The sequence below is a fragment of the Caballeronia sp. LZ035 genome (assembly GCF_031451175.1).
Taxonomy (GTDB): domain Bacteria; phylum Pseudomonadota; class Gammaproteobacteria; order Burkholderiales; family Burkholderiaceae; genus Caballeronia.
This window is the reverse complement of sequence record NZ_JARUXS010000003.1, coordinates 386,695-409,448: the sequence shown is the minus strand read 5'-3', so window position 1 is coordinate 409,448 and position 22,754 is coordinate 386,695. Positions and strand designations below refer to the sequence as shown.

At 64.8% G+C, this 22,754-nt stretch carries 21 protein-coding genes; 7 read left to right on the top strand and 14 right to left on the bottom strand.

Annotated elements, in window-relative coordinates:
* Positions 1-20: 20 nt before the first annotated feature.
* The 4 genes from cpaB to QCE88_RS24775 all read right to left on the bottom strand — a co-directional run bounded on the left by cpaB (position 21) and on the right by QCE88_RS24775 (position 2,339).
* Positions 21-956, bottom strand: coding sequence for a Flp pilus assembly protein CpaB (gene cpaB, locus QCE88_RS24790; RefSeq protein WP_309907270.1), 936 nt, complete (start codon positions 954-956; stop codon positions 21-23).
* A gap of 33 nt (positions 957-989) precedes the next feature.
* Entirely contained in the window at positions 990-1,409 is a 420-nt protein-coding gene (locus tag QCE88_RS24785; RefSeq protein ID WP_309907268.1) for a TadE/TadG family type IV pilus assembly protein, read from the bottom strand.
* A 77-nt stretch (positions 1,410-1,486) separates the two neighbouring features.
* On the bottom strand, positions 1,487-1,990 hold the full coding sequence (locus tag QCE88_RS24780; RefSeq protein ID WP_309907266.1) for an A24 family peptidase: 504 nt from the start codon (positions 1,988-1,990) through the stop codon (positions 1,487-1,489).
* Positions 1,991-2,162: 172 nt separating this feature from the next.
* Positions 2,163-2,339 (bottom strand): Flp family type IVb pilin, encoded by a 177-nt coding sequence (locus QCE88_RS24775; protein ID WP_309907264.1) that lies wholly within the window; start codon positions 2,337-2,339, stop codon positions 2,163-2,165.
* A gap of 618 nt (positions 2,340-2,957) precedes the next feature.
* Between QCE88_RS24775 and QCE88_RS24770 the strand changes: the two genes are divergently transcribed.
* Together QCE88_RS24770 and QCE88_RS24765 are read left to right on the top strand one after the other, a co-directional pair.
* Positions 2,958-4,676, top strand: a complete 1,719-nt coding sequence (locus tag QCE88_RS24770) for a collagen-like triple helix repeat-containing protein (protein WP_309907262.1) — start codon at positions 2,958-2,960, stop codon at positions 4,674-4,676.
* A 154-nt stretch (positions 4,677-4,830) separates the two neighbouring features.
* On the top strand, positions 4,831-6,540 hold the full coding sequence (locus tag QCE88_RS24765) for a POTRA domain-containing protein (protein ID WP_309907259.1): 1,710 nt from the start codon (positions 4,831-4,833) through the stop codon (positions 6,538-6,540).
* 34 nt (positions 6,541-6,574) lie between these two features.
* Here QCE88_RS24765 and QCE88_RS24760 read toward each other — a convergent pair whose 3' ends face one another.
* Entirely contained in the window at positions 6,575-6,868 is a 294-nt protein-coding gene (locus QCE88_RS24760) for a DUF4148 domain-containing protein (RefSeq protein ID WP_309907257.1), read from the bottom strand.
* 93 nt (positions 6,869-6,961) lie between these two features.
* Positions 6,962-7,405: a MarR family transcriptional regulator gene (locus tag QCE88_RS24755; RefSeq protein ID WP_309837294.1), complete on the bottom strand. Its 444-nt coding sequence runs from the start codon at positions 7,403-7,405 to the stop codon at positions 6,962-6,964.
* A gap of 138 nt (positions 7,406-7,543) precedes the next feature.
* Here QCE88_RS24755 and QCE88_RS24750 point away from each other — a divergent pair, with 138 nt between their 5' ends.
* Entirely contained in the window at positions 7,544-9,073 is a 1,530-nt protein-coding gene (locus tag QCE88_RS24750; protein ID WP_309907255.1) for a DHA2 family efflux MFS transporter permease subunit, read from the top strand.
* Positions 9,074-9,096: 23 nt separating this feature from the next.
* On the opposite strand, the gene QCE88_RS24745 is transcribed toward QCE88_RS24750, so the two are convergent.
* From QCE88_RS24745 to QCE88_RS24735, 3 genes are all read right to left on the bottom strand, one after another.
* Complete coding sequence (locus QCE88_RS24745; protein WP_309907253.1) at positions 9,097-11,166, bottom strand: EAL domain-containing protein; 2,070 nt, start codon at positions 11,164-11,166, stop codon at positions 9,097-9,099.
* A gap of 106 nt (positions 11,167-11,272) precedes the next feature.
* Entirely contained in the window at positions 11,273-12,544 is a 1,272-nt protein-coding gene (cls, locus tag QCE88_RS24740; RefSeq protein WP_309907251.1) for a cardiolipin synthase, read from the bottom strand.
* Between the two features lie 81 nt (positions 12,545-12,625).
* Positions 12,626-13,399: a DUF4410 domain-containing protein gene (locus QCE88_RS24735; RefSeq protein WP_309907249.1), complete on the bottom strand. Its 774-nt coding sequence runs from the start codon at positions 13,397-13,399 to the stop codon at positions 12,626-12,628.
* A gap of 367 nt (positions 13,400-13,766) precedes the next feature.
* On the opposite strand from QCE88_RS24735, the gene QCE88_RS24730 reads away from it, so the two are divergent.
* The gene (locus QCE88_RS24730; RefSeq protein WP_309907247.1) at positions 13,767-14,555 is read left to right on the top strand and encodes an SDR family oxidoreductase; all 789 of its coding nucleotides are present in this window, start codon (positions 13,767-13,769) and stop codon (positions 14,553-14,555) included.
* Positions 14,556-14,558: 3 nt separating this feature from the next.
* Here QCE88_RS24730 and QCE88_RS24725 read toward each other — a convergent pair whose 3' ends face one another.
* Positions 14,559-15,974: a UdgX family uracil-DNA binding protein gene (locus tag QCE88_RS24725; RefSeq protein ID WP_309907245.1), complete on the bottom strand. Its 1,416-nt coding sequence runs from the start codon at positions 15,972-15,974 to the stop codon at positions 14,559-14,561.
* Positions 15,975-15,984: 10 nt separating this feature from the next.
* Positions 15,985-17,196, bottom strand: coding sequence for a putative DNA modification/repair radical SAM protein (locus QCE88_RS24720; protein ID WP_309907243.1), 1,212 nt, complete (start codon positions 17,194-17,196; stop codon positions 15,985-15,987).
* Between the two features lie 72 nt (positions 17,197-17,268).
* Here QCE88_RS24720 and QCE88_RS24715 point away from each other — a divergent pair, with 72 nt between their 5' ends.
* The 3 genes from QCE88_RS24715 (at position 17,269) to QCE88_RS24705 (ending at position 18,483) form a co-directional block, all read left to right on the top strand.
* Complete coding sequence (locus QCE88_RS24715) at positions 17,269-17,706, top strand: helix-turn-helix domain-containing protein (protein WP_309907241.1); 438 nt, start codon at positions 17,269-17,271, stop codon at positions 17,704-17,706.
* Between the two features lie 126 nt (positions 17,707-17,832).
* Complete coding sequence (locus tag QCE88_RS24710) at positions 17,833-18,054, top strand: hypothetical protein (RefSeq protein WP_309907239.1); 222 nt, start codon at positions 17,833-17,835, stop codon at positions 18,052-18,054.
* Positions 18,055-18,168: 114 nt separating this feature from the next.
* Complete coding sequence (locus tag QCE88_RS24705; RefSeq protein ID WP_309907238.1) at positions 18,169-18,483, top strand: hypothetical protein; 315 nt, start codon at positions 18,169-18,171, stop codon at positions 18,481-18,483.
* 145 nt (positions 18,484-18,628) lie between these two features.
* Here QCE88_RS24705 and QCE88_RS24700 read toward each other — a convergent pair whose 3' ends face one another.
* From QCE88_RS24700 to pyk, 3 genes are all read right to left on the bottom strand, one after another.
* Positions 18,629-19,933 (bottom strand): MFS transporter, encoded by a 1,305-nt coding sequence (locus QCE88_RS24700; RefSeq protein ID WP_309907235.1) that lies wholly within the window; start codon positions 19,931-19,933, stop codon positions 18,629-18,631.
* Between the two features lie 86 nt (positions 19,934-20,019).
* Positions 20,020-21,327, bottom strand: coding sequence for a phosphopyruvate hydratase (gene eno, locus QCE88_RS24695; protein WP_309907233.1), 1,308 nt, complete (start codon positions 21,325-21,327; stop codon positions 20,020-20,022).
* Positions 21,328-21,335: 8 nt separating this feature from the next.
* Positions 21,336-22,754 (bottom strand): pyruvate kinase, encoded by a 1,419-nt coding sequence (pyk, locus tag QCE88_RS24690; protein ID WP_309907231.1) that lies wholly within the window; start codon positions 22,752-22,754, stop codon positions 21,336-21,338.

The following is a 22,754-nucleotide window of genomic DNA, read 5'->3' as shown; positions in this document are numbered from 1 at the left end:
GTTCTTTTTCCTGATCATCATCAGTACGCGACCTGCTCCGCCCGGCCACCGCGTATCACTTCGATGCCTTCGCCCGTGGCGGCGCGCGGCGTGCGGGCGACGCGCGCCGGTTCCGCCGCGCGGCTCGCCGTGCGCGCGCCCGCCAGCGTGCCGAGCGAAAGGCCGGCGGCGGCGCGCGCGGCGCCGTCGTCGGGCTTCGCGGCGGCGAACAGCGGGGCGAACGCGTGCGGCGGCGGCGCTTCGGGATCGGCGGAATTGCGCAGCGCGAGCACCAGGCGGCCCGCGTTCTCCGCGAGCGTCAGCGCATCGACGTCGGCAGTGCGGACCGAGAGCACCGCAGTGCGCGGACTGCCCGAATGCAAGGTGGAATCCTTCGCTTCCTTGCCGCCTGCCCGGCCGATCGACGCGTCGCCCATGCTCAGCACGCGCACCTTCGACAGAAGCAGGCGCGCCTGCGTCGAGCCGATTTCCACATCGCCGGATGCGCCTTCGCGCTTAAGCGTGAAGAACACGTCGACGTAATCGCCCGGCCGCACGAAATTGCCCACTGCATTGGTCTCGTCGATACGCACGGCCACCGCGCGCTCGCCCGGTGCAACGACATCGGCGAGGCCGCTCGACAGCGTCTCGGCGGTAAGCGGCGCGCCCTTCGGCACGGCGACGAGCGGCACGCGGCCGACGAGCGCGGCGGCATCGCCGAAGGTGCCCGGCGCGGGTTCGGCCTGCATGCGCACCGTCAGGGCGTCGGCATCGAGCGGCTTGCCCGCGGCCAGGTCGCGCGTGGCGATCACCACTGGCGCGAGCCGCTGCGGCGTGGCCAGCGCGGCGGGCTGTGCCGGCGTCCGGTCGCGTTCGGGCGACGGCGCCGGATTGCGCGCGAGCATCACGGCGAAAATGCCGAGAATGACCGCGACGGAAAACAGCAGGATGGCGAGCGTGCGAGTGAGATTGGCCATGGTGTCAGGGCAAGGTGAGCGACGGGCGTGCGCTCATAGCACGTTGTCCGGATCGAGTTGAACCATCGCGCGCGCCACGAGCGAGTCGGGCAGCGCAAGGCCGAAGAGCGGCAGCGTCGGCACCAGCGGACGCTGCGTGTAGTGATAGTCAAGCGTCACCTGGATGCAGCGCATCGTGGCGTCATAGGTGCACGGGGCCGGTGTCGCGGTGCAGTCGGCCAGTCCGGCGAGCCAGTTCGTCAGGCCCTTCGCGGCGGTGCAGGCGGCGGTGCTGCGCAGCGTGAGCGCGTCGTCGACGGTTGTCGCGCCGTCCTGGAAACGCAGCGCGGCGCGCGCGCCCTCCTCGGCCGCGAGCGTCAGCGACTGTTGCGCGACGAAAATCAGGCTGTAGGTAACGATCGCGTAGAACACCACGAAGAAGAGCGGAAACACGATCGCGAATTCGATCGCCATGTTGCCGCGTTCGGCGCGGCGGCTGGGTCGGCTTGGTCGGCTGGGTCGGCTGGGTCGGCCGGTTTGACGTGCGGGCGTCATGGGCGCGCTCCGGCGGTGTGCAGCATGTGCAGCGCGAGATGACAGAACGCGGCAACGGCAAGCAGCGCGCCGTACGGCGTGCTGTTGCGCCGGCGTTCAGCGAGCGTCATGCCGGTGGACAACTCGTCCAGTGCGACCACCGTGCGACGGCGCGCGAGCAGCAGAAGCGCATGGAGCGCGGCACACAGGCTCGCCGCAACCCAGATGCCGAGCAGCGCGCGCGGCCCGCACCAGGCGCCGAGCACCGCGAAGGTCTTGACGTCGGCGGCGCCCATCATGCCGAGCAAATAGAACGGCAGCAGCGCGGCGAAGCCTGCGGCGAGTCCGATCAGCCCCGCGCCAGGCAGCGTTTCGAACGGCGACAGGCGGGCCGCCGCGAGCGCCAGCGCGCACGCGGCGCCCGCCAGGACGAGCGCGTTGGGAATCGAACGGCGTCGCCAGTCGCACATGGCAACGGCGCACGCCCACCCCGTGAATAATGCTGATTCGATCGAGAACATGTCGAAAACAAATCCGCCGGCAAACGAATACCGTCACCCGGATTAATCCGGATGTTTTTATATTCCAAAACTGCAAGGCGATAAATATCCTCGCGCTGGCGTGAGCCAGCGCGAGAAGAACATTAAACGCACATGCAGTCTTGCCGTATAACGGCGAAAATGCCGGTTTCTCTCAGGTTCCGGTTTTCGACAGTTCTGCCTTGATGGACTCGAAGGTACTCGACAACTGGGTGGCGACATCACCGACCGCCGTCATGATGCCCAGCGCAAGCACGCCGGCAATCAATCCGTATTCGATGGCGGTTATTCCCCGACTGTCGCGAAGAAACTGCAGGAAGGTTACTTTCATTGTTAATGGCCCTCGGATGGGTTTGCTTCTCTCTGGTCGGACAGTCGATCCGGTCGCGCAGCACCCGCAAGGGGCAGCACGCCGAAAGGCAATCCAACTCTGTTTTATATGGCGATCGCGTCTACCCGTCCGGCGCCTCGCGGCGTGTATTTCGTGTGACGTGTCGCTGGGAGGATTTATAACGCATGGCCATCCCAAAATCAATAATCGTCTGACCCAACTTTGTCTATTTTTCGATGTAACCGTTGCTGAATAGCATGCTATATGAACCTCAATTAAGTAAGCGCGACCACGATGTGTATTGGAAATGAGGAATTAAATTCCTGCTGCATGAATCACGGGGCTGATAAATGTCCCGTCCGGGTTGACAAGCTTGTCCCGCGTAACCCTCCGCTCCGTTACGCAAGCCGTTTCTCGTAACGTTACGTTTGCTTGCAATTCGCGCATTGGTGCAGCGCGTCATCACGCGAGGTTTCTTCGCGACACACCCGCAAGTGCTTGAAACGACTGGCACTGCGCGATTCGACCCGGCACCGGCAACCCTCGCTGTCCGTGCGATGGCACACCTAATGCAGTTATTCGCCCGCGGTTCGTTCAAACAACATATCGAGGGCCAACATGAATACGAGACATATCGCACGCGAAACGCTGCGGACCACCATCATCGCGGCGGCGGTTGCCGGCGTGCTGTCGCTCGCGGCTTGCGGCGGATCGGGATCCGTGAGCAAGGCGCCCGGCGGCGCGGGGAGCATCTCCACGGGCAACGCCGGCGGCACCGGCGGCGGCACGGGTGGCACCGGCAGCGGTTCGGGCGGCGGAACCGGAACGGGCTCGGGCGGAGGGTCGGGGACCACCACCGGCAGCAATGGCGGCGGTGGAAGCGGCGGGGGGAGCGGCGGCGGCACAGGCGGCGGTGGAACAGGCGGTGGCACGGGCAGTACGCCGGTCCAGCCGGTCGCGGCTGTCGTCGATAAAACAGGCAACGTGGTGTCCGCGGCAGGCGACACGGTCACGGGCATCGGGACGGCAATCGGCTCGACCACCGCACCGGGCGTCAGCCCGGGCACCACGAAAGCCGCGGGCGATGTCGTGTCGAACGTGGGCGGCGCTGTCTCCACGCTGGGCGACGGCGTGTCGGCTGGCCTCGGCACCCTCGGCACCAGCACGAATCCTGTCGGCACCACCGTCGCGAGCCTGGGCGGCGTCGTCGAAAAGACGGGCGATGCGGTGTCGAGCGCGGGCACGCTGGTGTCGAGCCTCGGCACCGGCACGCTCGCCCCGCTCGCGCCAGTGACGACGCCGGTGGGCAGCATCGTCGGCATCGTCGGCAATGCAGTTACTCAGACCGGCGGCGTCCTCGATACCACGCTCACCAGCGCGCCAGTCACGCAGCTCACGCAGACGGTCAGCCAGGCCATTACGCCGATCACGTCGGTCGTCGGCACGACGACGCAGACGGTCGGCTCGGCGACCGGCCTCGGCGCGCCCGTCAACAATCTCCTGACCACCCTCGGCGGGACGCTCGACAACGCCGGCAAGAACATCACGGGCACCGGCGCGAATCCGGTGACGGCCGGCGTCGGCACCCTGGTGTCGGCGACGGGACAGACGGTGTCGTCGGTAGGCGGCCTCGTGAACGGCGGCTCGGCGGCCAATCCGCTCGCGCCGGTCACCGGTCTGCTCGGCGGCCTGTCGGGCGCGGCGGGCGGCACGGGTTCGGGCACGGGCGGCGTGCTTGCACCCGTCACCGGCCTGCTCGGCGGCCTGACGGGCGCAACCGGCGGCACCGGTTCGGGCGCAGGCGGCGTGCTTGCACCGGTCACCGGACTGGTCGGCGGTTTAACGGGCGCAACCGGCGGCACCGGTTCGGGCGCGGGCGGCGTGCTTGCACCCGTCACCGGACTGGTCGGCGGTTTGACCGGCGCAGCCGGCGGCACCGGTTCGGGCGCGGGCGGCGTGCTTGCACCCGTGACCGGCCTGGTCGGCGGTTTGACCGGCGCAGCCGGCAGCGGCGCGGGATCGACCGGCAGCGGCGGCACGGGCAGCGCAGGTCTGCTCGCGCCCGTCACCGGACTGGTCGGCGCCTTGACCGGCGCACCGGCCAGCACCACCGGATCGCCCGGCAACGCAGGCGTCCTCGGCTCGGTGACGACGATCACCGGCGCAGTCGGCGTGACCGTCGCGAGCACGCAAACCTCGACCGCGGCGGGCGCAGGCGCGGGTGCAGGAATCGCGACGACCACTGGCAACACCAGCGGCGGCGCGGCCAACAACGGCGGCCTGCTCGGCACCGTGGGCGCGGTGGTAGGCGGCGTGCTGGGAGGCACGCGGCGCTAGTCGGCGCGCGGCAGGGAAGCGAGGTCCACGAAACCGTCGCTTCCCTGCTCTCCGCCTGAAATCGCAGGACACGCAACACCCATAACGACACACGACGAAGAACGCGGCGTCATCCGAACGCACGACGTTCTCGCAACCAACCGAGGGCAGCACAATGAAGATCCGTGACTGGACACGGGCGCTCATGCTCGCCGCATTGACGGCGCCCATGGCACACCCCGCGCACGCGCAAACCGCGCCCGCACCCCGAGCCAGCATCGGCGGCAATCCGCTCGATGCCCTGCCGCAAGTCAACACGCCGCCCAAGGCGCCCGTCGCGGTGACGGTCGCGCCGCCCGCGCCCGCGCTCGAAGCGCTTCTCGCTCATCACCTGACGCCTTCCAAAGTCGAGATCGAAGGCGTCAAGTCGCTGCCGTTCGAGCCGATCGCCGCGCGCTTCACGACCTTCGTCGGCAAGGACGTGACCGTCGGCCAGTTGATCGAGGCCGCCAACGGCATCACCGCGATGTACAAGGAACACGGCTACGCGCTCTCCTTCGCGTTCATCCCGGCGCAGACGTTCCAGGACGGCGTCGTGCGCGTGACCGTGGTCGAGGGCTATATCGCGAAGGTCATCGTGAAGGGCAATCCGGGCGCCGCCGAGAAACGCATCCGCGCCGTGGCCGAACGCCTGCAGGCGGACCGGCCGCTCACCCAGGCGAAGTTCGAACGTTACGTCAACGTGCTCGGGATGATTCCGGGCGTGAAGGCGAAGGTGAACGTCGCGCCGCCGCAGAACACCGACGGCGCGACGGCGCTCGAACTCGACGTCGAACGCAAGCCGTTCAACGTCAGCACGGGCATCGACTTCAATCATCCGGGCGTGCAGGGCATCCTGAGCGCGACCGAGAACGGCATGCTCGGGCTCGGCGAATCGCTGAGTGCATCGGCGCTGTTGCCGAAGGGCCGCGACGACCAGACCTACTACGCGCTGAACGGCACGCTGCCGGTGGGCACCGACGGCTTCACCGCCAAGGTCGATGCCTCGCACTATCACGGCCATCCGGTCGACAACCCGGGCTTGCCGTCGTATATCGAACGCACGGTGGTCAACGACAAGCTCGCGTTCTCCGGCGTCTATCCGTTCATGCTGAGCAACGCGCGCAGTCTGATCGGCACGGCGACCGTGTACGCGTCGCACGACGAGGACCGCCTCAAGAACACGATCGCGCCCGGCAACCCGTATCTCGACAATCGCTCGCAGGTCCGCGTCGCGCAGTTGCAGCTCGATTACACCGGCATCGGCACGGGCGTCGTGCGCCGCGCGAGCTTCAATGTCGCGAAGGCCTTCGACGTGCTGGGGGCGTCGAAGAGCGCGGACACGAACATCGCCGGCTACGCGCCCGTCAATCCGGTTTCGCTGACCTTCGTGCGCACCGGCGCGAGCGTCTCGCAAAGCAACGAATGGCCGTGGAAGATCGGCACGGTGTTGTCCGCGACCGGGCAATATTCGCCGGACTTCCTGCCGACCTCGGAACAGGTGTCATTCGGCGCGCAGCGGTTCGCGCTGGGCTATCAGCCGGGAGAAGTATCGGGGGATTCGGGCTGGGGCGCGTCGTTCGAAGTGAACCGGCCGCTCGAGGTCGGCATGACCTATCTGAAAAGCTTCACGCCCTACGTGGCATTCGATGCCGCGCGCGTCTACCTGCATGGCGGCACGGCGAATCCGCGCAGATTGTCTTCGGTGGGGATCGGCTTTCGTGTGTCCGATGCGAAGCACTACAGCATCGATTTGTCGGTGGCGAAGGCGGTCGGCGATGCGCCTGTCGAGAACACGTCGCGCAGCCCGCGCGTGAACGCGACCTTGTCGTATCAGCTGGATTGACGCGCGGGGCGAGCCCGCGCGTCCAGGACTGCGCTTACGGCGCCGAAGCCGGTGCGGGCTGGCCGGCCTTCTTCGCGTTGATCTTCGCCTGCGCGTTCTGCAGGTTCTGCGGATAGTTCGTCTGCTCGCCGGACGGGTTGTAGCCGTTCTGCTCCAGTTGCTTCAACTCGGCGTTCTTCTTCGCGCGCGCCTGCTTGCGCTCGGCTTTCCTGACCTGCTTCGGCGTGGACGCAGCCGAATCCTGCGCCAGCGCGGGCGTGACGGGCAAGGTCACGAGCGCGGCGACGGACAAAGCGAGGACAGCCAACGGTGCGGTGCGTTTGTTCATGATCGATCTTCTCCGGAAGGATGGCGACGGTTGGACTTGCAGGCATCGCGACAGCAATAAGCGGGCCACATCCCCGCCGCGCTTCGTTCCGCTTCAGCGATCGACGATCCGGCTGAGATTCCCGCGCACGCGCTGGAGCAGCATGACCAGCTGCTCGCTTTCCTTGCGGGTGAATCCCGCGAGCGCCTCGGCGGTGATTTCGTCGCCGACGCGCCGCGCACTGTCGAGCGCCTTCTCCGCCTTTGCCGTCATGCGCACCTGACGTTCGCGGCGATCCTCGGGATTGAGCAGACGTTCGATCCAGCCGCCCTCTTCCATGCGATCGAGCAGCCGCCCGGCGGAGATCGGCGCGACTTCGAGCAGGCCGGCCAGACGCGCCTGATTGACCTCGCCGTAATGCGAGAGATACGCGAGCACGCGGCATTGCGCGCGCGTGAGATTGAGCGACGACTTCGCGAGTTCGTCGAAACGGTTGCCGCACAGGCGGTCCACGTCCGCGACCAGGAAGCCGAAGCGTTTGTCGAGTTGGGTTTCCATCGCGCGATTATAGGGAACAGACGGCCACGCGTGCATGAGCGGATTCATGTTCGCATTGGCGCGCGGCAGCCGTCGTCTTATAATAAGCGTGCTTATCATCACCCTGATTACAATCTGCCGTCATGCGCGGCCGCCTCCATGTCCTCCGAAGCTTCAACAGCAAGCGCCGCGGCGCCCCTCAACCGCGGCATGCTGACCGTCTCGATCATGCTTGCCACGCTGATCCAGACGCTCGACAGCACCATCGCCAACGTGGCGCTGCCGCACATGCAGGGCGCGCTCTCGGCGTCGCAGGATGAAATTACGTGGGTGCTGACCTCGTACATCGTCGCGGCGGCCATCGCCACGCCGTTGACGGGCTGGCTCTCCGATCAATTGAGCGTGAAGAAGCTGCTGTGCATCTCCATTGCCGGCTTCACAGTGGCGTCGGCCTTGTGCGGACTCTCTGAGACGCTCTCGCAGATCGTCGCGTCGCGGCTGTTGCAGGGCGTGTTCGGGGCGTCGCTGGTACCGCTGTCGCAATCCATCCTGCTCGACATCAATCCGCGCGAGAAGCAAGGCCAGGCGATGGCCGTGTGGGGCATGGGCGTGATGGTCGGCCCGATTCTCGGCCCGACGCTCGGCGGCTGGCTCACCGACAGCTACAACTGGCGCTGGGTGTTCTTCATCAACGTGCCGATCGGCGCGTTCGCGCTGTTCGGCGTGACGAACTTCCTGCCGGCGCAGGTTGCGCGCCGCGCGGTGAAGTTCGACGCCTTCGGCTTCGCGACGCTGGGCCTGGCGATCGGCGCATTCCAGGCGATGCTGGATCGCGGCGAGCAGCTCGACTGGTTCGGCTCCATGGAGATCCGCATCGAGGCGATCCTCGCCGCGTTGAGCTTCGTGTTCTTCGTCGCGCACACGGCGACAGCCGGCCAGCGCTCGTTCTTCAAATACAAGCTGTTGAAGGACGCCAACTTCGCGACCGGCACGCTGTTCATTTTCGTGATCGGCGCGGTGATGTACGCGACTCGCGCGCTGCTGCCGCCGATGCTGCAAAACCTGATGAACTATCCGGTCGCGACGACCGGCCTCGTCACGGCGCCGAGCGGCGCGGGCACCATGCTGGCGATGCTGATGGCGGGACGGCTGCTGAAACATGTCGATGCGCGACTGCTGCTGCTTTCGGGCTTCCTGGTGTCGGCGCTCGCGCTGTGGCAGATGATGCACTACACGATCGTGCTGTCGGCGTCGGACATCGTGTGGCCCGGCGTGATCCAGGGTTTCGGGCTGGGGCTGGTGTTCGTGCCGCTGTCGGCGCTGACCTTCTCGACACTCGCGCCCGACCTGCGCGCCGACGGCACCGCCACGTACAGCCTGGCGCGCAATATCGGCAGCAGTATCGGCATACAGACGCTGATGACGCGCAACACGCAGATCGCCCATGCGGACCTGGCCGCGCACGTGACGCCGTTCAATCCGGCGATGCAATCCATCCTGTCCGGCTCGATGCAGGACATGGCGATGCTCAATCAGAGCATCACCCAGCAGGCGACGATGATCGCCTATATCAACGATTTCAAGCTGATGTTCGTCGCGACGCTGCTGGTCGTGCCGCTTTTATTGCTGATCCGGCCCGCGAAAAAGGGCACGGCGGACGACAGCATCGCGCACGCGGCGATGGATTGACCGTGTCCACGGTCAGCCACGCCTCAGGCGCTGACCGTGCGCTTTTCGAGCATCCCGCTGAAGGCCTCGGCGGACAAAGGCACGGCAAGCAGGAAGCCCTGCATCTCGTCGCACGCCATGTCCTGCAGCCGGTTCAGCTGCGAGCCCGTCTCGACGCCCTCCGCCACCACATCCATGTCCAGCGAATGCGCGAGCGCGATGATCGCCGAGACGATCGCGCGGCCTTCCTGGCCATTCTCATCGAGCCCGTTGGTGAAGAAGCGGTCGATCTTCAACTGCTTCGCGCGGAAGCGTTGCAGATAGGCGAGACTCGAATAACCGGTGCCGAAATCGTCGATGGCGATCTCGATGCCGTTCTCCTGAAACGCGCGGATCATCTCGATGGTGCGCGGCGCGTCCTGCATCGCGACCGTTTCGGTGATCTCGAACATGATCTGGTCGCTCGGCACGCCTTCCTCGCGCACGATCCGCATGACGTTTTCGACCAGATCCGCCTCGTGCATCTGGCGCGGCGACAGGTTGATCGCCACCTTCACCGGCGGACGGCCTTCGGCGCGCCAGTTCGCCAGGTGCCGGCAGGTTTCGCGCACCACCCAGTAACCGATCTGCACGATCTGCCCCGAACGTTCGGCGATCGGGATGAATTCGAGCGGCGTCAGCGTGCCGATCTGCGGATGATCGAGCCGGATCAACGCTTCCGCGCCCGCCAGTTCGCCGCTCTTGCCATGAAATTTCGGCTGGAACAGCAGGTAGAAATGTCCGCCGCTCAACGCCTCGTGCAACGCCTGCTGGATTTGCAAGGTGCGCACGGCCGCCTCGTTCATGCTCGCCTCGAAGAAGCGATAGGTGCTGCGGCCGCCGCGCTTCGCCTCGTACATCGCGACGTCCGCGTGCTTGAGCAGCGCTTCCACGCTGTCGCCGTCCTGCGGATACAGCGCAATGCCGATGCTCGGCATCACCTGCAACGGATGGCTCGCGACCACCAGCCCTTGTTTCATCGTGTCGAGAATGCGCTCGGACATTTTTTCGGCGTCGGTGGGCGCGTTCAGGTTTTCCAGCATCACGACGAACTCGTCGCCGCCCAGCCGCGCGACCGTATCGCCGCCGCGCACGCATTCCTGCAGACGGCGCGCGAACGCTTTCAGCACTTCGTCGCCGATCGTATGGCCGAGCGAATCGTTGATGGTCTTGAAGCCGTCGAGGTCCATGAAGAGGATCGCGAAGCCGCTGCGCTGTTGCGCGGCGTGGCGGATCGCCCGTTCGATGCGCTCGTTCATCGTGCGACGGTTGGGCAGGTCCGTGAGCGTGTCGAAAGTGGCCATGCGGACGATCTGGCCGTTCAGCCGCGACACCGAGCCGGCCAGCAAGGCGGTGCGCGCGTCGAAGCGCGACAGCACCAGCGTGATGATGAGGATCGCAAACGTGAACAGCGCGACGGTGGTGGCGAGCCAGTGCGCATCGACATCGTTCGCCGCGCCGCAGATGGAGCCCGGCACGAACTCCGCCGCCGCGTTGCCGGTGTAATGCATGCCGCAGATGGCGATGCCCATCACGACCGCCGACACGACGCGCTTCGCCATCACGTTGCGCAGGTTCGCAGCCGAGAGCGTGTGCGCGATCCACAGCGCCGCGCCCGACGCCACGACCGCGATGACGACCGACGCTGTATACAACACGGGATCGTAGGTGATGGCGGGCTGCATGCGCATGGCGGCGTCGCCGGTGTAGTGCATGGCGGCGATGCCGGCGCCCATCAGCAGGCTGCTCGCGACGAGCCGTCGGGCCGTGAGCCGCTTGCCCGTGATCACATGCAGCGCGAAAAACGATACCAGCACCGCGATGCCGAGCGATCCGGCGGTGATCTGGAGGTCATAGCCGAGAGGAATGGGCAGCTGAAAGGCCAGCACGCCGATGAAATGCATCGACCAGATGCCGATGCCCATGGAAGCGGCGCCGCCGGCCAGCCAGACCTGCCGGCTGCGCGATTGCGCGAGCGTGGCAATGCGTGCCGAAATGTCGAGTGCGGTGAAGGAGGCGAGCGTCGCGACCACCAGCGATGCCGCGACCAGCCAGAGGTTGTAGGTGCCGTGCATGATTGCCGATAGCCGGGGACTCGTTTGCGTGAGCGTCTTATCGGCTTCCGAAATCCGACCTTTAGGGTCGCCAACGGAATTTTTAGCGAGGCACTTTAAACAAAGGTCAGAGTTGCGGATCGAGCACGGCGACGACGCGTTCCAGCAGCTTTTCGGTCAGCGGGCGGCGGCGCCAGTCGTCGAGCGTGATGCGTTTGGCGCGCGTCACGTCGTCGTCGAAAATCGCGGTCTGATGGCGCGCGAAATCGCGGTCGTAGATATTGAGGTTGGCTTCGTCGTTGAGCTTGAAGGAGCGATTGTCGAAGTTGGTCGAGCCGACCGACACCAGAAATTCATCGACGACGATCAGCTTGCAATGAAACATGGTCGGCTGATATTCGAACATCTCCACGCCCGCCGCCAGCAGGTCGCCCCAGCAGGCGCGCGACGCCTCCCGCACTGTATGCGTGTCGATGCGCTTGCCCGGCGTGATGATGCGCACCCGCACGCCGCGCTTCGCCGCCTCGACGATGGCGTTGATCGTCAGCTTGTCCGGCACGAAATACGCGCTGGACAAATGGATGGAATGCGTCGCGGCGGTGATCGCCATCAGATACATGAGCTGCATGTCGTCGCTGCCGCCGGAGGGCGAACTGCTGAACATGTGCGCGAGGCCGTCGCCTGCTGCGTCGATCTCCGGGAAATAGCGCGGTCCGTGCAGGACGTTGCCGGTCGCCTTGATCCAGTTGTCCATGAAGACCGCCTGCATCTGGCCGACCGCCGGACCCTCGACCCAGAAGTGCGTGTCGCGCCAGTGCTTTTCGTCCTGCGCGCGCCCCGTCCACTCGTCGGCGATGCCCACGCCGCCGGTAAAACCGATGCGCCCGTCGATCACCAGCAGCTTGCGATGCGTACGGTCGTTCATGCGGCCGAGGCCGGTCCAGTGCGGCTTGTGATACTGGATCACCTCGGCGCCGGCGTCGCGCAGCATGTGCAGATAGCGCTTGTCCATCTTCGACGAACCCACCCAGTCGAGCAGCACGTGTACCGACACGCCCGCGCGCGCCTTGTCCGAGAGCGTCTGCGCGAATTCCTCGCCGATTCCGCCCGACCAGTAGATGAAGGTCTCGAAGGTGATCGTCTCGCGGGCGGCGCGGATGGCGTCCAGCATCTTCGGGAAGATCTGGTCGCCGTTCAGCAGCACCTCGAAACGGTTCCCGCCGATGACGGGCGGCCCGAGCAGCAGGCCCATCGAGCGGAGGAACTGGGGGTCGTCGCTGGCGTACTCGCGTTCTATCTTGTGTTCGATCTTCTTCTCGCCGCTCGACAAATTGGCGACGACCAGCACGACGATCAGCGTCACTACGACGGTCAAAACAATCAGGACAAGCGTCGGCATACGCGGGCCTCGTGAAACGAACATGCGTCCGGAATGTCGATGGAAGCAGTTTTCGGGCCGCGTGCGGGTGTTTTTACCTGTTCAGCTTTTCGCAGCGATCCAGCCTTGAGTCTGCCCAAGCTTTTGAATCTGCTTCGCGATGGTGTCCGCGAGACGCTTTTCGTCCGACGAGACATCCGCGTGCTTCTTCTCCGATACCGTGTGCAAGCCCGCCGACACGGCAAGCGAACTGGCCACATGACCCGCCGCCGCGCCGACGCCCGCCATTTCCGCCATGCCCGGCGCGTGGCCGCTGTCGGCTTTGGCGTCGAACTGTTCCAGCACTTGCGGCACACCGTAGGCCGGCTTGAAGACCAGCTGCACCGTCGCGCCGACGCGGCTCTCGCCCGCCCCCAGGCCGATCACCATGCGGCGGCGGCGATTGCCTGCATCGATCGTATTGATACTGCCTTCGATCATCAGCACGTTCTGGCCGTCGGGCGGCGGGACGTCGGCGCGTATGGCGCGCAGGCCCATCGACTGGAGCTTCGCGACGATCTCGTTCGCCACTTCCTCGCGCGCGGCGACGGCGTCCTGTGCTTGCTTGTCGGCCTGGGAATCGCCGGACATCGCCGAGCCGAGCTTCGACAGCATGCCGTGATTGTCGAGCTTGACATCGCTGGCATCGCTGGCGAACGGATAGACGTAAATCGTATCGGGACGCAGCGTCTGCACGGCCGCGCTCGTTGTCTGGGCGTACGCGCCGGACGCGTCGGCGGCATGCGCCGGGTTGTCCGCGCAGCCCGCCAGCAGCGCCGTGCCGACGACCAGTGCGGCGAGAGTTTTGCTGAAGAAGGCGTTGATCGGGTTGAACATGATGGTGCTCCGGAAGAGTGGAATCGTTGACGGGTTCGTATCGCGCGACGAGGATGCGGCGGTCTTGCTGCCCTCCTGATCCGTGATCTCATCTGTGCGTGATACGGCGTTGGGTTCCGCGCTGTTGTACGTCCCGGTCACGCAGGCGCAACTATGGACGATGCCTTTCCGTGCCGCCATCGAGCATTTATGTCGTGCTGTGTCATCGGGTGCAAAGGCACGCGGGGCAAGGCTTTCAGCCTATTCGAAAGATGCCCGCAGGACAGGGCTCATGCAGATTCGGCGGGCTTCTGGTTAACTGCCGGTCAAGTCATCGCATCGCGCGCCGCGCGATGCATTCCGTCCTACCTGTTCAAGGAGAAGAAAGATGGATCTCAAGATCGCCGACAAGCTCGCGCTCGTATCCGGATCGACGAAAGGGATCGGCCACGCCATCACGGTGGCGCTCGCACGCGAGGGCGCCCGCGTGATCGTGAACGGCCGCTCGCAAGCTTCCGTCGATGCCGCGCTCGCGAAGCTGCGCGAGCAGGTTCCGGATGCCCAGGCGGAAGGCTTCGCCGGCGATGTCTCCGACGCGGCCCAGGTCGATGCACTGGTGGCGCGCTTTCCGCACGTCGACATCCTCGTGAACAACATGGGCATCTTCGATCCGAAGCCCTTCGAGGACATCAGCGACGACGAATGGCTGCGCTTCCTCAATGCCAACGTGATGTCCGGCGTGCGCCTGTCACGCGCCTATCTGCCGAAGATGAAGCAGAAGAACTGGGGCCGCGTGGTGTTCATCAGCAGCGAGAGCGGCGTGCAGATTCCCGTCGAGATGATTCATTACGGCGTGACCAAAACCGCGCAGATCGCGCTCGCGCGCGGGCTGGCGGAAACCTGCGCGGGAACCGGCGTCACGGTGAATTCGGTGCTGCCGGGGCCGACGAGTTCGGAAGGCGTGACGGAATTCGTCGAGAAGCTGTCGGGCGGGAAGAGCTTCCACGAGTTCGAAACGCAGTTCTTCGAGGAAGCCCGGCCGACGTCGATCCTCAAGCGTTTCATCACGCCGGAGGAGATCGCCAATATGGTGGCCTATGTGTGTTCGGAATTGTCGGCGGCGACCAATGGCGCAGCCTTGCGTGCCGATGGCGGCGTGATCCGCTCGGCGTTCTGACGGCTAGCCGCCACTGAGGCGGCGCGCCTGTTCGAGTGCTTCGACGATGGCCGCGACGGTGCGCTCGCGCGCGGCCTCGTCGTTCTGGCGCAGCGCGTACGAAGGGTGATACGTCGCGACGACGTGTCTGTCCTGGTACTTCACCATGCGGCCGATATGCGCGGAAAGCGTGGCACGGCGGCCGAACAGCGCCGCCAGTGCCGTCGCCCCGAGCGTGACGATGACCGGCGCGCCCACCTCGTGCAGTTCCTGTTCGAGCCAGTACGAACACGCGTCGACTTCCTGCTGCGCGGGCGTCTTGTGCAGACGCCGCTTGCCGCGCGGCTCCCATTTGAAGTGTTTCACCGCGTTGGTCAGGTACACCTGTTCGCGTGGCACGCCGGCGCGCCGCATGGCTTCGTCGAGCAACTGTCCGGCCGGGCCAACGAACGGCTCGCCCTTCAGGTCTTCCTGATCGCCGGGCTGTTCGCCGAGCAGCATGATGCGCGCCGCCGATGATCCCGCGCCCGGCACCGCCTGCGTTGCGTGCCGCCAGAGATCGCAGCGGCGGCAGGTATCGAGCGACGTGGGCGCGTCGCGTTCGGGCTGGGCTTCGTGCGCGTCGACCTGCACGGCCTTGCCGCCGAGTGCGCCGACACTTGATGCCTGCGCGACGCGGCGCGCGCCGCCCCGCGCCGCGCTGACCATCTGCGGAATCAGCGCGCCCTCGGGCAGCCCTTTCCAGAAACGCACCGGCATATGCTGTTCGAGCGCCGACTCGTTCAGCCGCGCAGGGTTGAAGATGCTGCGGTAATAGGTCATCCAGAGCCCTTCGGCAGCGTCGGGCGTGTCGACTGTATGCTCCGACGCCAGCGCGCGGCGGCGTTCGAGTTGCAGGCGTGTGCCGTCGAACATCGCGGCGCCGTCGGGCGTTGCGATCAGCCAGGTCGAGCGGCCCATGCGCGCGGCGAAATGCTCGGCGCCCCAGGCGAGGACATCGTGATCCGGCTCGTACCACGCGACGTATTCCGGTGCGCCAAGCGCCGCATCGCGCTGGCGGAACCGCACGTACGCGATCATGTCGTGCTGGGCGCGCCGCACCGCCTTGGCCATCTTGTAGAGGCGCGCGCCGTCTTCATCGGCAGCCGATGCCACCGAACGGTCGCCCTGTGCCCAGCGCCATAGCACCCGGTATAGGAAACTCCAGCGACGCTCGTCGCGAAAATGCGCGGCGTCCTTCAGCAGCGCCGACAGCTCGCGCGACACGCGAATCCGTGGCGCATCCGGCGCTTCATGTTGAGGAACGGGTTCGTTGAACAACGCTGGTTCGGCCTGCGCCGTGCGCCAGTCGATCGACTCCGGCGCGAGGCCCTGTGCGAGGGCTTCGAGTGCGGCGGTGCGCCAGGCATCGAAATCGTCGTCGATGGAGATGATGCGCATCGGATTGACGTCAGATCAGCGACAGCTGCACCGGTCCGGTCGCGAGCGCCCGCCGCAAGTTTTCCGAGGGCGTGTCCGCCAGCGGCGGCTTGTAGTCCGCCGTCACGACGAACGGCTTCACCTTGTCCATCGCGCAGCGCAGCCGGACGAGGTCGTCATAGCGCACCCGCCGCGTACGCCGCAATTCGACGATGCGCTTCGCATTGCGCATGCCGATGCCCGGCACGCGCGCGATCATCCGCGCGGGCGCCGCGTTCAGATCGATTGGAAAGCGTTCGCGATGGGCCAGCGCCCAGGCCAGTTTCGGATCGACGTCGAGCGGCAGGTTGCCGGCATCGCCGAGCAGTTCCGCTGCGCCGAAGCCATAGCCGCGCATCAGGAAGTCCGCCTGATAGAGCCGGTGCTCGCGCAGCAGCGGCGGCGCCTTCGCCGGTACGCCCGACGGACTGTCGGGAATCGGGCTGAACGCCGAGTAGTACACGCGTTTCAGCTGATAGGAACCGTAGAGCGTTTCCGCGGTGCCGAGGATGGTGCGGTCATCGGTTTCGTCGGCGCCGACGATCATCTGCGTGCTCTGCCCCGCCGGCGCGAAACGCGGCGCGCGCGGCTCCGCTTCCGACTCCTCGCGGGCCATGCGAATGTTGCCCATTGCCAGCTTGATCGTGCGACCGCTTTTTTCGGGCGCGAGGCGTTCGAGGCTGATCTCCGTCGGCAATTCGATGTTCACGCTCAGGCGATCGGCATAGCGGCCGGCCAGGGTGATGATTTCGGGATCGGCGTCGGGGATGGTTTTCAGATGGATATAGCCGCGGAAGTGATGTTTCTCGCGCAGCGATCTCGCGACTTGGACGAGCTGGTCCATCGTGTAATTCGACGAGCGGATCACGCCGGAACTGAGAAACAAGCCGTCGATGTAATTGCGGCGGTAGAAGTCCAGCGTGAGGTTCACGACTTCGTCCGGGGTGAAGCGCGCGCGCGGCACGTTGCTGGAACGGCGGTTGATGCAGTATTGGCAGTCGTACAGACAGAAGTTGGTCAACAGAATCTTGAGCAGCGAGACGCAGCGGCCGTCCGGCGTGAAGCTGTGGCAGATACCGGAGCCGGTGCTGGCGCCCAAACCGTCGATGCCGCGCGACTCGCGCTTGGGCGCCCCGCCGCTCGCGCACGACGCGTCGTACTTGGCGGCGTCGGCGAGGATTTCGAGCTTTTCGGAGAGTTCCATCTTGAGGGCAATACTGTATTTATATACAGTATCTCATGTTGGGTGCGGGTTGAGAAGGAGGTCGTAGAACCGATGTCGGAAACAGGAGCGCATGTTGTGGACCCGGAGGGGCACTCTTCTTCAATCGCTCAGATGTGTGCACTTAAGCCTTTTGATCGCTCAGCGCTGAGCGGTACGGCCGCGAACCTGGTTTTGCCTTTGCCCGTCGCGCGCGCATTGACGAAGCTGGGGGCTGACCTTGCGCTGGCGCGTCGGCGCCGGCGCCTCACGCAACAGTCGATGGCCGCACGTATCCAGACTTCAGTGGCAACCTTGCGGCGCCTGGAGCATGGCGACGCACGCATTCCTGTCGGGCTGATTGCGCGGGCATTCATGGTTCTAGGCGAACTCGACAAGATCCACAGCCTGCTGGACACAGCCTCGGACGAGATCGGTCTCGTGCTGATGAACGAGCAATTGCCGCAACGCGTTCGGAGAAAGCGCGTCACTGCTGAATCGGGGGCGCTGTGAACGGCGCGGTAGTGCGGCAGACCGCGCCCGCTATGCTAAGAGACAGCGCCATTCCGGTCGATTTACTGACCGTGGGTTTGACTCTTGCGACCCTGCCTGGCCGAAGCAGCAAAACCGGAGAGATTGATGCGATTCGACTACAAGACCTTCCACATCGACTGCACCGCGCGTCATGACGAAGACGGCAGCTTCTACGCCCACGCGCGGATCACCCGTGCGCACGGAGAACCAGCTGCGCAACTGGAAATCTTCGACTCCGGTGATCTCGACACCTTCGCGAACGAATCGGATGCGCTGCACTGCGCGCGCGCCTGGGCGATCGAATGGTGTGACGAGGCGTTGGCCTGACGCGTTCAGACGCTCCCGTTTGCAAGGCACGAGCCTTGCGCGATGTAAGGCGCATAGCGGCGGCGTCGGATCTGACGACCTATGCGAAATCATCCATAAATGGGAGGACACATCATGAAGAACGCCAAGAAAGGCTTGCTGGTTTCCGTCATGCTTCTGGGCTTGTCCGGCGCGGCGTTCGCGCAGGGCGCGGGCGGCGGAGCGGGTGGTGGTGGTGGTGCCGGAGGCGGCTCGGCGGGCGGTAACGGTGCCGGCCAGGGCGGCACAGGCATGAGCACGCCGAACGGCGAAGGCGTGACCGGCACGACGTCGGGTGCATCGGGCGCCAACACCATGGGTTCGCAACATGGCTCGAGCAAGATGCAAAAAAACAAGAAGAGCGGCATGGATTCCGGCTCGTCGAGCGGCGGCGCGGCCAAATCTTATTGAGCCATCTCAAACAGCATGATTCTGCCCGGGCCGGATGTGCCCGGGCGTCCGCCTGATCTTTTCTTAGGCACTGCATAGACCTCTCGCTGGTTTCGCTTGAGACTGCGACGACAACGGATTCCGCTTCAAGGCCGGCATCTGAAGATCAATGCACAGCGGCACTACCCGGCGTAACGGACGCCTTCTGCGAGCGCGCCAGCAGCAGCGTCATCACAGCAGACAACACGAGGAGGCCGGCAACGAAGTAGAGACCGCCGGCATAGCTGCCTGTTTGGTCCTTGACCCACCCAATCATCACAGGCCCGGCAAACCCGCCGAGATTGCCGATGGAATTGATCGTGGCGATACCCGTGGCGGCCGCAGCACCGGACAGAAACATGGTCGGCATGGTCCACAAAGGAGGCTTGGCGCAACTGATCCCGATATTCACCAGCGTCAGCGAAGCGATTAGTCCGACAACACTACTGGAAACCGCCGCAACCGCAAGCCCGATTGCCGCTGCTACACATGCAATCACCACATGCCACGTGCGTTCGTTGGTACGGTCGGAGTGACGCGACCACAAGACCATGGCGACCACGGATACAGTGGGAGGAATCGCATTGAGCAAACCCACAGTCATCGATGAAACGCCGAGTTGCTTGATGATCTGAGGCGCCCAGATTCCGAGCGTGTACAAGCCTGCGGATGTGCCGAAGTAGATGAGGGACAAGGCGAGCACACGCGGATTTGCCAAGCCACTGATAATTCCGTGCTTCGCGCCGCTTGAACTTCTCCTTGCAGTTTCGTCGTTCATTACACCGACCAGCCAGGCGCGCTCGTCGTCCTTGAGCCATTTCGCCTTTTCGGGCCTGTCCGTCATGTAGAAGAAGACGACGACACCTAAGATCACCGCGGGTATCGCTTCCAGAATGAACATCCACTGCCAGCCGTGCAGACCCATGACACCGTGCATTTCGAGCAACGCGGCGGAGAGTGGTGACCCGAGGGCGGTAGAGATCGGCGCTGCGGCCATGAAAAAAGCGACCACGCCTGCGCGACGACGTGCCGGGAACCAATAGCTGAGGTACAGAATGATGCCCGGAAAGAAGCCTGCCTCGGCTGCGCCCAAAAGGAACCGAACAATGTAAAAGCTTGTGGGCCCTTTCACGAAGGCCATGCACGCGGAAATGACGCCCCACGTGAGCATGACCCGGGCAATCCACAAACGGGCGCCCACCTTGTGCAGAGCAATGTTCGAAGGCACCTCGAACAGGAAGTAGCCCCAGAAAAAGATCCCGGCACCGAGACCGAGGATAGAGGCAGTGAATCCGAGGTCCGTCCTCATCGTCAGGGATGCAAAGCCTATGTTGACCCGGTCGATATAGGCAATGAAGTACAGCAGCATGATGAAAGGCACGATGCGCCAAGTGACTTTGCGCAAGGTACGTGTTTCGAGATCTTGATCCATGATATGTCTCCTGCCTCAGATGTCTGATTGATGAGCAGCCGTCTTATGCGGCCTCAAGTTTGGGTTCGCTCTGCAAACGGGTTTTTCTAAACCACGGTTGCGTCGCGCGCCTTTCGAATGGACGCAATCGCCTGCGACCCTGAATAAAGCGCCTCAGCGCCGACTTCCGCCTCGATCAACAGCAACCGGTTGTACTTCGCGACGCGGTCGGAACGACAGAGCGAGCCGGTCTTGATCTGGGTAGCAGCGGTGCAGACGCTGAGGTCCGCGATCGTGGTGTCCTCGGTTTCGCCCGAGCGGTGCGAGATCACCGACGAGTAGCCCGCGCGATCCGCCAGCTCGATCGCGGCGAGCGTCTCGGTCAGCGTGCCGATCTGGTTGGGCTTGATCAGGATCGCGTTCGCGACCTTCCTTTCGATGCCTTCTTTCAGGATCGCTGTGTTCGTCACGAACAGATCGTCGCCCACGAGTTGCACGCGGCCGCCCAGACGATCCGTCAGCAGCTTCCAGCCCTCCCAGTCGCCTTCCGACATGCCGTCCTCGATCGACACGATCGGATAGCCATCGGCGAGCTTCGCCAGATAGTCCACGAACGCCCGGGAATCGAAACTGCGGTTCTCCGACGCCAGCACGTACTCGCCGTCATGGAAGAACTCGGAACTCGCGGTATCCAGTCCGAGGCCGATATCCTTGCCCGGAGCGAATCCAACGGTTTCGATCGCGAGCATGATCGTGTCGAGCGCAGCCTCATTCGACGACAGATCGGGCGCGAACCCGCCTTCATCGCCGACCGATGTCGAGAGCCCCCGCTCCTTCAGCACACTCTTCAATGCATGAAACACCTCGACGCCCCAGCGCAACGCTTCTGAGAAGCTCGGCGCGCCGAGCGGCAGGATCATGAATTCCTGCAGGTCGACGTTGTTGTCCGCGTGCGCGCCGCCGTTGATGATGTTCATCATCGGCAAAGGCAGGCGGGCGTTCGGCGTCGTCGCGACGTGACGGTACAGCGGCACGCCCGCCGATATCGCGGCCGCCTTCGCCGATGCCAGTGAGACGGCGAGGATCGCGTTGGCGCCGATGCGTGCCTTCGTGGGCGTGCCGTCGAGCTCGATCATGCGGCAGTCGATGCCCTGCTGATCGGCGGCGTCCCGGCCGAGCAACGCGTGGCGCAACTCGCCATTGATATGGCTTACTGCACGCCGTACACCCTTGCCGCCGTATCGCGATGGGTCACCGTCGCGTAGTTCAAGCGCTTCACGCGCGCCGGTCGATGCGCCGGACGGCGCTACCGCGAACCCTTTCGATCCATCGTCGAGTGTCACCTGCGCCGCGACGGCCGGATTGCCTCGGGAATCGAGCAGCTCGATCCCCTTGACGTCTTGAATGCGTGTCATGTCGTCCCTCACTGGATGTGCGCGATGCGCAGCAAGTTGGTGGTGCCGGACGTGCCGAACGGCATGCCTGCGGAAATGACGACGGTCTGTCCCGACTCGCCGAAGCCTTCATCGCGTACCGTCGTGCAAGCCAGTTCGCTGACTTCGAGAAGATCGATTACTTCGTCGCACAGGACGGGGTGGACGCCCCAGGCAAGCGCGAGTCGCCGGGCGGTGGCTTCACGGGGTGTCATGCCGATGATCGGCGCGGCCGGCCGCTCGCGCGCCATGCGCAATGCCGAATAGCCGGAGCTCGTGTAGGCAACCGTTGCGACTGCATTGAGCAGGTTGGTGACGTGACGCATCGCGTAGCCGATCGCGTCCGCCGTGTTCGCGCGCGGCGCCGCGTGCGATGCAGCGATGACTTCGCGGTAATAGGGATCGCTCTCGGTCTGCGCGATGATGAGGTCCATCGTCCGAACGGCATCCACCGGATACGCGCCGCTCGCCGATTCCGCTGAGAGCATGACGGCGTCAGCGCCGTCGTAAATGGCGGTTGCCACGTCGGAGGCTTCGGCGCGCGTCGGGACGGGCGCCGTGACCATCGATTCCAGCATCTGCGTGGCAACGATCACCGGCTTGCCCGCTTTTCGGCACGCACGCACGATGCGCTTCTGAATCGCGGGAACCTGCTCGGCGGGCATTTCGACACCGAGGTCTCCGCGCGCCACCATCACGGCGTCGGCTTCGTCGACAATCGCATCGAGGCTGCCGATTGCCGCTGGCTTTTCCAGTTTCGCGACGATGCCGATGCGATCGCCGACGATCTCCCGCACCTCCCGGATGTCCTCCACGCGCTGCACGAACGACAGCGCCAGCCAGTCGATGCCGAGCGTCAGGCCGAATTCGAGATCGCGCCGATCCTTGTCGGTCATCGCCGAAAGCGGCAGCACGACGTCGGGGACGTTGACGCCTTTTCTCTCTGAAAGCGCGCCGCCGACCACGACCAATGTCTCGGCAAAGTCCGGCCCGCAGCGTTCGACGCGAAGTTGCACACGGCCGTCGTCGAGCAGAAGATGTGTTTCGGGCTTGAGTGCCGCGAAGATCTCCGGGTGCGGCAAGGCAACTCGATTGATGTCGCCTGGGGTCTTTGCGTCGAGATCAAGGCGAAACGGTGAGCCTTTTTCAAGCTTGATCGGGCCATCGACGAACGTACCGATCCGCAGTTTCGGACCTTGCAAGTCGAGAAGCACGCCTATAGGGCGGCCGACGTCCTGTTCAACAGACCGGATGACTTCCAGGCGGCGTTGATGATCCTCGTGCGTTCCGTGGCTGAAGTTCAGCCGAAAAACATCCGCGCCCGCCGTGAACAGCGCTTCAATGGTTTCGCGGCTGGTGCTGGCGGGGCCCAGCGTGGCGACAATTTTGGCATTCCGATTGCGGCGCAT